General features: G+C 64.0%; 12 protein-coding genes. 7 read left to right on the forward strand and 5 right to left on the reverse strand.

Translation table 11 applies throughout. The features are described 5' to 3' along the window. Window positions 1-34 precede the first annotated feature (34 nt). The 6 genes from F0P97_RS01280 (at window position 35) to F0P97_RS01305 (ending at window position 5,290) form a co-directional block, all read left to right on the forward strand. Complete coding sequence (locus F0P97_RS01280) at window positions 35-1,399, forward strand: MmgE/PrpD family protein (protein ID WP_182285324.1); 1,365 nt, start codon at window positions 35-37, stop codon at window positions 1,397-1,399. 182 nt (window positions 1,400-1,581) lie between these two features. Beyond that, a complete protein-coding gene (locus F0P97_RS01285; RefSeq protein WP_182285325.1) occupies window positions 1,582-2,577 on the forward strand; it encodes a tripartite tricarboxylate transporter substrate binding protein BugD in 996 nt (331 codons plus the stop codon). 79 nt (window positions 2,578-2,656) lie between these two features. Next, entirely contained in the window at window positions 2,657-3,529 is an 873-nt protein-coding gene (locus tag F0P97_RS01290; RefSeq protein WP_182285326.1) for an HpcH/HpaI aldolase/citrate lyase family protein, read from the forward strand. Between the two features lie 69 nt (window positions 3,530-3,598). Then, window positions 3,599-4,456, forward strand: a complete 858-nt coding sequence (locus tag F0P97_RS01295; protein WP_182285327.1) for an SDR family NAD(P)-dependent oxidoreductase — start codon at window positions 3,599-3,601, stop codon at window positions 4,454-4,456. Between the two features lie 82 nt (window positions 4,457-4,538). Then, window positions 4,539-4,967: a DUF4878 domain-containing protein gene (locus F0P97_RS01300; RefSeq protein ID WP_182285328.1), complete on the forward strand. Its 429-nt coding sequence runs from the start codon at window positions 4,539-4,541 to the stop codon at window positions 4,965-4,967. Continuing rightward, window positions 4,964-5,290, forward strand: coding sequence for a hypothetical protein (locus F0P97_RS01305; protein ID WP_232538086.1), 327 nt, complete (start codon window positions 4,964-4,966; stop codon window positions 5,288-5,290). Before F0P97_RS01300 ends, F0P97_RS01305 begins: the two co-directional genes overlap by 4 nt. 32 nt (window positions 5,291-5,322) lie before the next feature. Here F0P97_RS01305 and F0P97_RS01310 read toward each other — a convergent pair whose 3' ends face one another. The 4 genes from F0P97_RS01310 to F0P97_RS01325 form a co-directional block, all read right to left on the reverse strand. After that, on the reverse strand, window positions 5,323-6,093 hold the full coding sequence (locus F0P97_RS01310) for an ABC transporter ATP-binding protein (protein WP_182285329.1): 771 nt from the start codon (window positions 6,091-6,093) through the stop codon (window positions 5,323-5,325). After that, window positions 6,090-6,851 (reverse strand): ABC transporter ATP-binding protein, encoded by a 762-nt coding sequence (locus tag F0P97_RS01315; protein WP_182285330.1) that lies wholly within the window; start codon window positions 6,849-6,851, stop codon window positions 6,090-6,092. The genes F0P97_RS01310 and F0P97_RS01315 overlap by 4 nt, the downstream gene beginning before the upstream one ends. Beyond that, window positions 6,848-8,773 (reverse strand): ABC transporter permease, encoded by a 1,926-nt coding sequence (locus F0P97_RS01320; protein WP_182285331.1) that lies wholly within the window; start codon window positions 8,771-8,773, stop codon window positions 6,848-6,850. Before F0P97_RS01320 ends, F0P97_RS01315 begins: the two co-directional genes overlap by 4 nt. Before the next feature lie 94 nt (window positions 8,774-8,867). Continuing rightward, entirely contained in the window at window positions 8,868-10,070 is a 1,203-nt protein-coding gene (locus F0P97_RS01325) for an ABC transporter substrate-binding protein (RefSeq protein ID WP_182285332.1), read from the reverse strand. A gap of 398 nt (window positions 10,071-10,468) precedes the next feature. Between F0P97_RS01325 and F0P97_RS01330 the strand changes: the two genes are divergently transcribed. Beyond that, window positions 10,469-11,242: a ferredoxin--NADP reductase gene (locus F0P97_RS01330; protein WP_003059561.1), complete on the forward strand. Its 774-nt coding sequence runs from the start codon at window positions 10,469-10,471 to the stop codon at window positions 11,240-11,242. 105 nt (window positions 11,243-11,347) lie between these two features. Here F0P97_RS01330 and F0P97_RS01335 read toward each other — a convergent pair whose 3' ends face one another. After that, the gene (locus F0P97_RS01335; protein WP_182285333.1) at window positions 11,348-12,328 is read right to left on the reverse strand and encodes a YihY/virulence factor BrkB family protein; all 981 of its coding nucleotides are present in this window, start codon (window positions 12,326-12,328) and stop codon (window positions 11,348-11,350) included. Between the last annotated feature and the right edge of the window lie 119 nt (window positions 12,329-12,447).

Genomic DNA, 12,447 nt, shown 5'->3' on the forward strand with positions numbered 1-12,447 from the left:
GAACTGTGCGCAGCGTATGCGCGGGAGTGATTCCATGAAGAACGAGACCCAAGTGAGCATTCATCCGCTGGCCAGGTTCGCGGCCACGCTGTGCTGGGAGGACATTCCGCAGGAGGTGCAGCGGCGCGCCGAGGATCTGTGGGTGGACTGGTTCGGTTCGGTGATGGCGGGCCAGGGCGCGCGTCCCGTGCAGAGCATCACGCACTTCGCGCTGTCCCAGGGGCCGGCCGCGGGCCCCTGCGAGATACTGGGCAGTGCCGCCACCAGCTCGCCGCTGATGGCGGCCCAGGCCAACGCCGCAGCCTCGCATGTGGCCGAACAGGACGATGTGCATAACGGTTCGGTCTTCCACCCCGCCGCCGTGGTCTTCCCGCCCGCGCTGGCCGTGGCCCAGAGCATCGGCGCCAGCGGCGTCGAGCTCATGGCCGCCTGCGTGGCCGGCTATGAGGTCGGCATCCGGGTCGGCGAGTTTCTGGGCCGCAGCCACTACCGAATCTTTCACACCACGGCCACGGCCGGAACGCTGGCGGCGGCCGCCGCCGTGGGGCGCCTGCTCAAGCTGACGCCAGAGCAGATGCAGCATGCCTTCGGCTCGGCCGGCACGCAGTCGGCGGGGCTGTGGGAGTTTCTGCGCACGGGCGCCGACAGCAAGCAGCTGCACACGGCGCATGCCGCCTCAGCGGGACTGACGGCCGCCTTCCTGGCGCAGGACGGATTCACGGGCGCACAGGACATCTTCACGGGGCCGCAGGGACTGGCGGCAGGCATGTCCACGGATGCCGACCCGGCCCGGCTCAGCGATGGGCTGGGCACGCGCTGGGCCACGGCCGAGACCTCGTTCAAATGGCATGCCTCCTGCCGCCACACGCATCCGGCCGCCGATGCGCTGCTGCAGGTCATGCAGGACCACGGCCTGACCCCCGCCGATCTGGCCCAGGTCACCTGCCATGTGCACCAGGGCGCCATCGATGTGCTGGGCCCCGTGCTCAGGCCGAGCACCGTGCACCAGAGCAAGTTCTCCATGGGCACCGTGCTCGCGCTGGCGGCGCGTCACGGCCATGCGGGTCTGACGGAGTTCGACCGCGACTATCTGGCACAGGAAACCGTGGAGCTGCGCGACAAGGTGAGCATGGAGCTTGATGCCGAGGTCGACGCGGCCTATCCCCGGCGCTGGATAGGCAAGGTCAGCGTACAGACCACGGATGGCCGTCTGCTCAAGGGCCGTGTCGACGAACCCAAGGGCGACCCCGGCAACACGCTGTCGCGCGAGGAGATCACGGCCAAGGCGCTGCGGCTGATCGCCTATGGCGGCCATGTGCCCGCCGAGCGCGCCCAGGCAACGGTGGCAAGGCTGTGGCAGGTCGCGCAATGGCCGCAGGTACGGCATCTGCTGGATTGACACGACCTACGCAAATAGGTTCAGGCCATACCACTGCCCCAGGAGGCAGGCCGTTGCTGCACTCTTGTTTGCGCAAGTCTTAAGAGTTTCTTTCTGCCGGTGCAGGCAAGGCCGGCATCCCTAGTGCAAAGGCGCCACTACAGAGCGCCTCCCGCTTTCACAAAGTGCAAAGGAGACAATGCATGCCATATCGATCCATCCGCCGCCGCCTGATCTGCGCCGCGGCCGCAGCCTGCGCGTTCGCCGCGAGCAGCGGCGTCATGGCCGCTGGCTGGCCGGACAAGCCCGTGACCCTGGTCGTTCCCTACAGCGCTGGAGGGCCTACCGATGTGGTGGCGCGGCTGCTGGCCATGCCGATGGGGCAGTACCTGGGGCAGTCGGTGCTCGTCGAAAACACCGTGGGCGCAGGCGGCACGCTGGCGCCGGCGCGCATCGTACGCTCCAAGCCCGACGGCTACACCATATTGATCCACCACATGGGAATGGCCACGGCACCCGCGCTGTACAAGAAGCTGCCCTATGACCCGCTCAAGGACTTCGAGTACATCGGCCAGGTGCTGGACGTCCCCATGACCCTGCTGTCGCGCAAGGACTTCCCGGCCAACAACTTTCCCGAGCTGCTGGACTATGTGAAAAAGCACCAGGATAAGGTGTCGCTGGCCAATGCCGGCGTGGGCGCCGTGTCGCAGCTGTGCGGCATGCTGTTCATGCACCAGGCGGGTGTGAAACTGACCGTCGTGCCCTACAAGGGGGCCGGTCCCGCCATGAACGATCTGATGGGCGGGCAGGTCGACCTGCTGTGCGACCAGACCACCCAGACCGTGCCCGTGATCCAGGACGGCAAGCGCGCGAAGGTCTTCGGCGTGACCACACCTCAGCGCCTGTCGTCGCTGCCCAATATCCCGACGCTGGACGAGCAAGGCCTCAAGGGCTTTGACGTCAAGGTCTGGCATGGCATGTATGCGCCCAAGGGCACGCCCAGGGAAGCGATAGAGCAGCTGAACAAGGCGCTGAATGTGGCGCTCAAGGACGATAACGTCAGAAAGCGCATTGCCGAACTCAGCTCCGATCTCGTCACACCCGACAAGGCCACGCCAGAAGGACTGCGCAAGCACCTGGAGGCCGAAGTCGCGCGCTGGCGCACCGTCATCAAGGCCGCTGGCGTATCGGCCGAGTGAGGCTGCGCACGGCATGAGGCCCGCGCCCCGGCGCGGAGCCCCGTCTGTCGATTGAAATCCCGCATTCCCAAGAGACGCCATGAGCACCTTGCTGCATAACGCCTGCACTTTTCTGTTCGTTCCCGCCAACCGGCCTCAGCGGCTTGCCAAGGCCCTCGCCAGCGGCGCCGATATGGTGATTGCCGACTGCGAGGATGCCGTGGCGCCGGGCGACAAGGCGGCCGCCAGATTGGCCCTGGAGCGGGCCGTGCAGCAGCTTTCCATGTCCGAGCGCGAACGGCTGCTGGTACGTATCAATGCCTGGGGAACGCCGTGGTTCGATGAAGATCTGCAGGCGCTGGCGCGGCTGGTGGCCGTTGGCGTGGCCGGGGCTGTGGTGCCCAAGGCGGAAAGTGCGGCGGTGCTGCAGCAGATTGCCGGCGCAGCCGGCCCGCGCTGTGCGTTGCTGCCCCTGGTGGAAAGCGTGGCGGGCCTGGACGCCTGCGATGCGCTGGCCGGTGCCGCGCAGGTGGTGCGGCTGGCTTTCGGACATCTGGACTTCCAGGTCGATGCCGGCATGCAGTGCGAGCCGGACGAAGCCGAGCTTCTGCCGGTGCGTCTGGCGCTGATCCTGGCATCGCGCCGGGGGGGCCTGGCCCGTGCCGTGGATGGCGTCACCATCGACACCAAGGATGCGGCCCGCCTGGAGAGCGACACCCGGCGCGCACTGCGCATGGGTTTTGGCGCCAAGCTGTGCATACACCCGGACCAGGTCGGCACGGCCAACCGCGTGTTTGCGCCTTGCGATCCGGCCGTGGTCCAGGCCAGTGCGGTGGTGCAGGCCATGCAGGCCTCTGGCGGCGGCGTTTGCACCGTCAACGGCAAGATGGTCGATGCCCCCGTGCTCCATCTGGCGCAGCAGACACTGGCCCGCCACGCCTGGGCCCTGCAGCGCATGCAGCGCAACACCTAGTCTTATCGGACGTTGCCGGGTGCCGCCGTCTGGTTCAGATTCATGCTGCTTCATGAAACAGGGGACGGCATGAACCAGGCTTTGGTATGTGTGGTGACGGGGGCCAGCCGTGGCGTGGGCCGGGGTGTGGCGCTGGCGCTGGGTGCGTCGGGGGCAACCGTTTACGTGACGGGGCGCAGCGTGAAGGAGGGCGACTCGCCGCTGCCCGGCACGGTGGGCAGGACGGCTGCTGATGTGACGGCAGCCGGCGGCCACGGCATTGCCGTGGCCTGTGACCATGGCGATGATGCCCAGGTGGCAGCGCTGTTTGAGCGCGTGCGCCGCGAGCATGGCCGTCTCGACATTCTGGTCAACTGTGCGATTGCAATTCCCGATCCGCTGACCGTACCCGGCCCGTTCTGGCAGAAGCCGCTGGAGATGACCGGGCTGCTCGATGTGGGACTGCGCTCCACCTACGTGGCCAGTCATTGCGCGGCTGGCCTGCTGATCGCGGCGCGCGGCCTGGTGGTCAATATCTCGTCGGCAGGCAGCCGCTGCTATATGCATGGGCCGGCCTATGGCGCAGGCAAGGCAGGCACGGACAAGATGAGCTTCGACATGGCCCACGATTTCAAGCCTGTCGGCGTAAGCGTGGTTTCGCTCTGGCCCGGACTGGTCAGGACCGAGCGCTCCGAACGCGTCTGCGCGGCCGAACCCGACAAGTACGGCAACAGCTTCGACAGCGCCGAAACGCCGCAATTCATCGGCCGGGTGGTGCTGGCCTTGCATGGCGATGCCGACTGCCTGGAAAAGCGCTCTGGCGGCGTGTTCTATACGGCCGAACTGGCCAGCCAGTATGGCGTGCAGGACATCGATGGCGCGCAGCCGCCGTCGCCGCGCGCCTACTTCGGCGCGCCACCGGAGTTCAGCCCGGTGGTGGTCGATTAAGCCGGTGCACTGACAGCACGCAAGAGCAGGGCCGCCGTGGCGACTACACTGCGGCCTTCCTTGTTTTTGCGGTACCCGGTCCGTGTCTGCTTCTGTCTTCCTTTCCCGCCGCTGCTGTCTGTATCTCTCCTTCTCGCTGCCCCTGGTACCGGGTTTGTCGGCCTGTGCCACGACCACCCCCGAACAAAGCCAGGACGAACTGATCCAGCGCTTTTACGTGCTGATGGCGGCCGGCGATTTCGACGCCTGCATTGCCCTGATCTCGGCACGCAATATTTCCAGGAAGCAGCTGGCGAGTTTTGAGCACAAGCTGCGCCGCATGCTGGCAGGCGCCAAGGGAATGATCGACTCCAAGGGTGGCCTGGCCAAGGTGGAGGTGGTGGAAAGAAAGGTTTCCGAGGAGGAACAGGTCATCAAGCTCAGGGTGCTGGTCAGCTATCGCGATGGCAGCACCCGCCGCGAGCGCATCAATCTGGTCCAGGAAGAAGGTGTCTGGAAAGTGCTGCTGTGATACTTCTGCGGCTGGCAACGGCCGCTGTGGTCGCGGTGTCGGCCTGCTCCGCGGGCCTGGCTTTGGCAATGCCGCCGTTGCCGCCGCAGGCTGCGCCCGGTGATCTGATCTTTCGCCGGGGGACGGAGCACGTCAGCCACCTGGTGCAGGCCGTGGACCATGGTGACTTCAGCCATGTGGGCATGCTGGTGGGTCGGCCCGGTCAGTGGAAGGTGTTGCATGCCACGCCGTCCGAGCGCCCTGGTCAGGCGGATGCCGTGGTGCTGAATTCGCTGGACTTCTTTCTGGACGCTCGGCGCGCTCATCCCGTTTGCGCCCGCTGACGCCCTTGCTGTCCTTGCACTAGGCCCGGACTCTATACGCCCAGATATTGCTGGCGCACGGCCTTGTCGCCAGCCAGTTCGGCCATGCTGGCTGCGTGCACGATCTGGCCTTTTTCCAGCACATAGGCACGGTCGGCCACGACCTCGGCAAATGGCAGGTTCTGCTCGCTGAGCAAGATGCCTATGCCCTGTGCCTTGAGTTCGAGAATCGTGCGCGCCATCTGCTCGACGATCAGCGGGGCTACCCCTTCTGAAGGCTCGTCCAGCAATACCAGACAGGGCTGGCCCATCAACGTGCGGGCCACGCTCAGCATTTGCTGCTCGCCACCGCTCATGCGCCCGCCAAGACGGTCTGGCATCTCGCCCAGGTTGGGGAACAGCGAAAAAAGCCTTGCCGGCGTCCAGTGCGGCATGGCGGAGCCATCGGGCCATCGGCGAGGCTTTTGCTTGCCGACCTCGAGGTTTTCCAGCACCGTCAGCTCGGTAAAGATGCGGCGGTCCTCGGGCACATAGCCCAGGCCGCGCTGTGCGATCTGGTGCGAGGCTTTTTTCTCTATCGACTCTCCCATGAAGCGGATACTGCCCTCGCGGTGCGGCACCAGGGCGGCAATGCTTTTGAGCGTGGTGGACTTGCCAGCGCCATTGCGACCCATCAGCGCCACGACTTCGCCGCGCCCAACGGCCAGCGATACCCGATGCAGGATATGGGCCGCGCCATACCAGGCATCGAGGTTCTGGACTTCAAGCAATTTGGGGCTCTTGACCTTATCCATCAAGCGCTGGTTGCTATGCATTTGATTCATTGCTGTTTTTCAAGAACGAGGCCGGTACCGAGGTAGGCCTGCTGCACGCGCGCGTCGTCGCGAATGGCTTGCGGCCTGCCTTCGGCCAGCAACTGGCCGCGTACCAGCACGGCCACGCGGTCGGCCTGACCGAAGACCACATCCATGCTGTGCTCGGTAAACAGCACGCCCATGCGGCGCTGCTGCGCCAGCTGGCGTGTCAGCTGCATCAGCGCGACACGCTCGCCCGGGGCCATGCCGGCCGTGGGTTCGTCCATGAGCAGCAGCAGCGGATCATGGGCCAGCGCCATGGCCAGCTCCACCCGTTTCACATCGCCATAGGCCAGGGCGCTGCAGGGGCGGTCGGCCTGAGCCGCCATGCCCACCTGTTCCAGCAGGGCCAGAGCATCGGCACGCCGGTGGCTGGCGGCACGCGGCCACCAGCTGAAGATCCTGCGATCGGCCGACAGCAGAGCCATCTGCACGTTTTCCGCCACGCTGAGCGAGGCAAAAGTCTGTGCAATCTGAAAGGTGCGTCCCACGCCCTTGCGCCAGATGGTGCGCGGCGGCAGGCCGGTGATGGACTGGCCATTGAGCAGCACCTGGCCGCTGTCGGGCGGCAACTGGCCGCCGACCATATTGAAGGTGGTGCTCTTGCCGGCGCCGTTGGGGCCGATCAGGGCCAGCAGCTCGCCCGCCTGGAGGTCGAATGAGACCTGCTGCACGGCCTTCACGCCGCCAAAGGCCTTGCTGACGTTCTGTACCTGCAGCAGGCTCATGTTCTTGCTCCTGCCTTGTCCTTGGCGCATACCTTGCCACATGTGCGCGACCACAGCCGCTGTGCATAGCCTGCAATACCCTGCGGTGCCAGCAGCACCAGAATCAGCATGGTTGCTCCCATCAACGCGCGCCAGTATTCGGTGTTGCGCGCCACGGTGTCGTGCAGCCAGGTGAAGGCTGCCGCACCCACCAGGGGGCCGGCCAGTGTCTGCACACCGCCCAGCAGCACCATGACCAGTGCATCCACCGACTTGCTGACCGACATCGCGTCGGGCGCAACGCCGCCCTTGCTGAAGGCAAACAGCGCTCCGGCCAGGCCGGCAAACAGCCCGGCGATCACGAACGCCGTCCACTGCACGCGGTGCACGTCGATGCCGATCGCATCGGCCCGCAGAGCCGAGTCGCGCGATGCGCGCAGCGCATAGCCCAGAGGAGAAAACAGCAGGCGACGCAGCAGATAGATGCCCAGCGTGCAGATTCCCAGAGCCAGCCAGTAGAACGCCGGGCCTTGCGATGCCCATTCGGGGGGCCAGACGCCGGTCAGGCCGTTGCTGCCCCCGGTGAAGTCATCCCACTGAAAGACGATGGCCCAGCTGATCTGCGCAAACGCCAGCGTCAGCATGGTCAGATAGACACCCGACAGCCGCACGCAGAACCAGCCATAGAGAAGGGCGCCCGCAGCGGCGGCCAGAGGGCCGAGCAGCAGCGCGGCTTCCATGGGCAGATCCAGGGTACGCACCAGCAGGGCCGCGCCGTAGGCACCCAGGCCAAAGTAGGCCGCGTGGCCGAAGGAGTGCATGCCGCCGGGCCCGAGTATGGAGTGCAGACTGCTTGCGAACAGCGCGGCGACAAAGATGTCTGCCAGCAGCACGGTGGCGTAGCTGCCGCCTTCGGCGCCGCTTGCCATCAGCGGCAGCAGCACTAGTAGGGTCAGCAGGCCCAGCCATGCGGCTGCTGCTCCACGGCCAGCAGGATGCAGCGGTTGTTCAGGCTCGCCAGCGCTGCGTGCCAGCGCCTGGGGCTTGCCCAGCAGGCCCCAGGGCCGCCAGATCAGCACCACAGCCATGACCAGGAACTCCACCACCAGCGTGAGCTTGGAGAACGATAGCTCAATGCCCGCGATCTCCTGCACGCCCAGCCAGATGCAGACGGCCTTGAGCTCTGCCACCAGCAGCGCCGCAATGAAGGCGCCCGGTATGCTGCCCATGCCGCCGACCACGACCACCACAAACGCGGCGCCAATGGTGAGCATGTCCATCTCCAGGCTGGCGGGTTCGCGCGGCAGCTGCAGCGCGCCGCCAAGGCCTGCCAGCAGCGTGCCCAGTGCGAAGACGGCGGTGAACAGCCAGGCCTGGTTGACTCCCAGGGCTCCAACCATTTCGCGGTCCTGCGTGGCGGCACGCACCAGGGTTCCGAAACGGGTCCTGGTCAATAAAAGCGTCAGGCCCACAAGTACGCAAGGGCCGACCGCTATCAAGAACAGATCGTAGGTGGGGAACTGGCGGCCCAGAATCTCCACCGAGCCTTCAAGCCCTGCGGCACGTGGGCCGAACAGTTCCTCGGGGCCCCACTGCCACAGCGCCGCATCCTTGATGACCAGCACCAGTGCAAACGTGGCCAGCAGTTGGAACAGCTCGGGCGCCTTGTAGATGCGGCGCAGAAGCAGTGTCTCGGTCAGCGCCCCCAGTGCACCGCAGACCACCGGAGCCAGCAGCAGTGCGGGCCAGAAGCCGATATGGGGCGAGAGCCGGTCCACGCTGCTGTAGGCGATGAAGGCACCCAGCATATAGAACGAGCCGTGGGCGAAGTTGATGGTGCGGGTGACACCGAAGATCAGCGACAGCCCGACCGAAACCAGAAACAGCGACGATGCGCTGGCCAGTCCGTTGAGCAACTGGGCCAGCAGGCCGGATGCACTCATGCTGCGTAGCTCCTGAAGCTCGACATAGTGTGTTCAGAGATGAAAAAGCCACCTGCTGCAGTGCAGGTGGCCTGGCATTTTCGCCGAAGCGAAATCAGTTCGCTGTCGCGGGGCGCAGCTTCTTCACTTCCTCGTCCGTAGGCTGGTAGTTCTTGCCGTCGGCATAGTGGTAGTTGACCAGCACGCCGCGCCCCAGCTTCTCGTCATAGGCGGTCTTGCCGATATAGGCTCCCATGGTGGACTGGTTGTCCTGTGCCCGGTAGGTGATGGGGCCGAAGGGCGTGGCGACTTCCAGGCCCTTGAATGCCGCAATCAGCTTTTCGGTGTCAGGGTCGCCCTTGGTCTTGCGCAGGCCCGCAGCAATCGACTGGATGGCGTTGTAGCCCACGATGGTGCCCAGGCGCGGGTAGTCCTTGAACCTGGCCTGGTAGGCCTTGAGGAAGGCTGCGTGCTCGGGGGTGTTGATGGAATACCAGGGGTAGCCGGTCACGGTCCAGCCGATAGGCGCTTCCTTCTTGAGCGGGTCCAGGTATTCGGGCTCGGCCGTCAGCAGGCCCACGACTTCGCGGCCATTGAACAGGCCGCGTGTATTGCCTTCGCGCACGAACTTGCCCAGGTCGGTGGCGAACAGCACGTTGAAGATGGCATCGGGCTTGGCGTCAGCAAGCGCCTGCACGACGGAGCCGGCGTCAATCTTGCCCAGCGCAGGTGCCTGCTCGGCCACAAACTCGATGTCGGGCTGCCTGGCCTTCATCAGCGTCTTGAAGGTGGCAACAGCGGACTGGCCGTATTCGTAGTTGGGGTAGACGATGGCCCAGCGCTTCTTCTTGAGCTTGAGTGCTTCCTCCACCAGCATGGCGGTCTGCATATAGGTGGAGCCGCGCAGACGGTAGGTGTAGTGATTGCCGTCGGCCCAGACGATCTTGTCGGTCAGCGGCTCGGAGGCGAGGAAGAAGCGCTTTTTCTGCTTGGCGTAATCGGTCAGTGCCAGACCCACATGCGAGAGAAAGCTGCCCGTGAGCACATCGATTTTTTCGCGCGTGTAGAGCTCTTCGGCGGCGCGCACGGCATCGCCCGGAGTGGCGTTGTCGTCGCGCACGATGAGCTGCAGCCTCTTGCCGGCAATGCCGCCTGCGGCATTGACCTGCTCCACCGCCAGTTCCATGCCCTTTTTGTAGGGCTCCAGAAACGCGGGTTGAGCCTTGTAGCTGTTGATTTCGCCAATCTTGATCACGCCCTGCGCCCAGGCGGGCAGGGCGGCCAGTGTCAGCAGGGGCAGGGACCAGCGCAACTGCATTGTCATTCTCCTTGGTGCTAGATGGGTGACCATGGTCTGAGAGACTGGGTCATCGCAATCATTAATGCTCAATTTGAGTATTTATATAGACAAATAAAGCGCTTGTTCAAAGCGCGTGGGAAATGATCCTAGAGCAGCGTTTTCCCTGAGTCAAGATGGGCGAGACAGTTTTTCGGCGATCAGGCGGTATCTGAGCGCTTCATTCTGCTTATCACTATTCGATCTCAAGACATTCATGTGTGATTCACCCGTTTCTGTGCAATTGCCGGACAATATAGGTCTTGTCCCGCTTGGCAACCGGCAGCCAACGCGCTAGCAGCTCTGACCTGCAGTGCCCCGCCACCGCCCAGCATTTGCCGCGCAGGTTTTCTGCTTCGAGTTTTTATTTCAGACGAATCATGAGTGCTTTTCTTGAAGAACGCGTGCTGTCCGTCCACCACTGGACCGACCGTCTTTTCTCCTTCACCACCACCCGCGACACATCGCTGCGCTTTTCCAACGGCCACTTCACCATGATCGGCCTGAAGGTGGATGGCAAGAACCTGCTGCGCGCCTACTCCATCGCCAGTCCCAACTACGAAGAGCATCTGGAGTTCCTGTCGATCAAGGTACCCGAAGGCCCTCTGACCTCCAAGCTGCAGAACATCCAGGTGGGTGACACCATCATCGTGGGCAAGAAGCCCACGGGCACGCTGCTGATCGACTATCTGCTGCCCGGCAAGAATCTGTATCTGATCGGTACGGGTACCGGCCTGGCTCCCTGGCTGGCCGTGGCGCGCGACCCCGAGACCTATGAGCGTTTCGACAACGTGGTTGTGGTGCATGGCGTGCGTCAGGTGCAGGAGCTGGCCTATCAGGAGCTGTTCGAGAAGGAATTGCCCGAGCATGAATTCCTCGGCGATATCGTCAAGGGCAAGCTGCATTACTACCCCACGGTGACACGCGAGCCCTTCCGCAATCAGGGCCGTATCTCGGCCCAAATCAACAACGGCACCTTCCCGCAGAATCTGGGTCTGCCCGATCTGAATCCCGAGACCGATCGCGTCATGCTGTGCGGCAGCCCCGCCATGCTGTCCGAACTCAAGGAACTGCTGGAAAAGCGCGGTTTCAAGGAAGGCAATACCACCACGCCCGGCGACTTCGTTATCGAGCGCGCCTTCGTGGAAAAGTAATTCCACCTTGCCCCGAGCAAAAGGCCTGCATCAGCAGGCCTTTTTACATTTTCGACATGACGCAGATGGTTGCGAGCGCAGGTATGGCAGTCGATCTCGGCCGCTTCATATGTTCTCCCCTGCATTTTCGGGAAGACGCTGCAAATCCATGGGCCTGGCGCTGGATGCCTTGCGCGCGACAAAAGGGACGGCAAACTGGACCCGGGACTTGCTGCAGGCCTTGGCCGTGGCGGCCGAGAACAGCAGGATGGCCGAGGTGAAGTAAAACCACATCAGCACCACAACCAGCGAGCCGGCTGCGCCATAAGCCGAGACCACGGCGGCGGTGGACAGATACCAGGCAAGGGCCTGCTTGCCTATGGTGAATAGGGCGGCGCCCGTCAGCGAACCCAGCAGCAGGTATCTGGTGGAAGGCTTGATGCCGGTCCCCATGCGCATCAGACCCCAGAACAGCAGCACCGCAATGCCAAAGGACAGGCCCTCGTTGATCAGCCCCATCAGCGGGCCCAGCGGCACAAGCTGCAGCTCGTCATTGGCCCATTTGGTGATCATCTGGATGGCGGTTGAAAGCACCATGGACACCAGCAGCAAGAAGCCCAGGCCCACGACATAGCTCAAACCCCAAAGACGGGAGATGGCCATGCTCCACCAGGGCTTGTTTTCCTGCGGGCGAGACTCTTCGCCCATGGACCAGAGCTTGTCCAGCGAAGCCTGCAGCTCCACAAACACCCCGGTTGCGCCCGAGAGCATCATCACCAGACCGAGTACGGACGCGAGCGAGCCCTGATTGGCATTCTGGGCGCTGGCCAGAGCGCTCCTGACGACCTGTGCCGCGCGCTCTCCGACCACGCTCTGTATCTGGCTGATCAAGGTGCTTTCCACATAGCTGCGATCCAGCCACCAACCCAGCAGCCCCACGACGGCCAGCAACAGCGGTGCCAAGCTCAGCATGCCGTAAAACGACATGGCGGCACTCATGCGCAGACCGTCGGCCTGCAGCCAGAGTTGTACGGAGTCAATCAGCGGTTGCAGGGGGTGGGCGAGGCGTCGCAGCTTGTGCTGCCAGCCGGAGGTATCAAAAGCCATGTGTCGAATTCTGGTTGCTGAACCATGGTGGTTTTGTCAGCCTATGTCTGCTGGCAGTGAGTACAGGCAAATATTTTGTAATTTCCGCCTGCATTCTGGCAACTTTGCCATGGCGGTTG

The sequence above is a fragment of the Comamonas testosteroni genome (assembly GCF_014076415.1).
In the GTDB taxonomy this organism is placed as follows: Bacteria; Pseudomonadota; Gammaproteobacteria; order Burkholderiales; family Burkholderiaceae_C; genus Comamonas; species Comamonas testosteroni_F.

What these genes read in the sequence shown, in the direction of transcription:
- F0P97_RS01280 (WP_182285324.1), top strand. Translation starts at nt 35, where the DNA reads ATGAAGAACGAGACCCAAGTGAGCATTCATCCGCTGGCCAGGTTCGCG.
- F0P97_RS01285 (WP_182285325.1), top strand. Translation starts at nt 1,582, where the DNA reads ATGCCATATCGATCCATCCGCCGCCGCCTGATCTGCGCCGCGGCCGCA.
- F0P97_RS01290 (WP_182285326.1), top strand. Translation starts at nt 2,657, where the DNA reads ATGAGCACCTTGCTGCATAACGCCTGCACTTTTCTGTTCGTTCCCGCC.
- F0P97_RS01295 (WP_182285327.1), top strand. Translation starts at nt 3,599, where the DNA reads ATGAACCAGGCTTTGGTATGTGTGGTGACGGGGGCCAGCCGTGGCGTG.
- F0P97_RS01310 (WP_182285329.1), bottom strand. Translation starts at nt 6,093, where the DNA reads ATGAATCAAATGCATAGCAACCAGCGCTTGATGGATAAGGTCAAGAGC.
- F0P97_RS01315 (WP_182285330.1), bottom strand. Translation starts at nt 6,851, where the DNA reads ATGAGCCTGCTGCAGGTACAGAACGTCAGCAAGGCCTTTGGCGGCGTG.
- F0P97_RS01320 (WP_182285331.1), bottom strand. Translation starts at nt 8,773, where the DNA reads ATGAGTGCATCCGGCCTGCTGGCCCAGTTGCTCAACGGACTGGCCAGC.
- F0P97_RS01325 (WP_182285332.1), bottom strand. Translation starts at nt 10,070, where the DNA reads ATGCAGTTGCGCTGGTCCCTGCCCCTGCTGACACTGGCCGCCCTGCCC.
- F0P97_RS01330 (WP_003059561.1), top strand. Translation starts at nt 10,469, where the DNA reads ATGAGTGCTTTTCTTGAAGAACGCGTGCTGTCCGTCCACCACTGGACC.
- F0P97_RS01335 (WP_182285333.1), bottom strand. Translation starts at nt 12,328, where the DNA reads ATGGCTTTTGATACCTCCGGCTGGCAGCACAAGCTGCGACGCCTCGCC.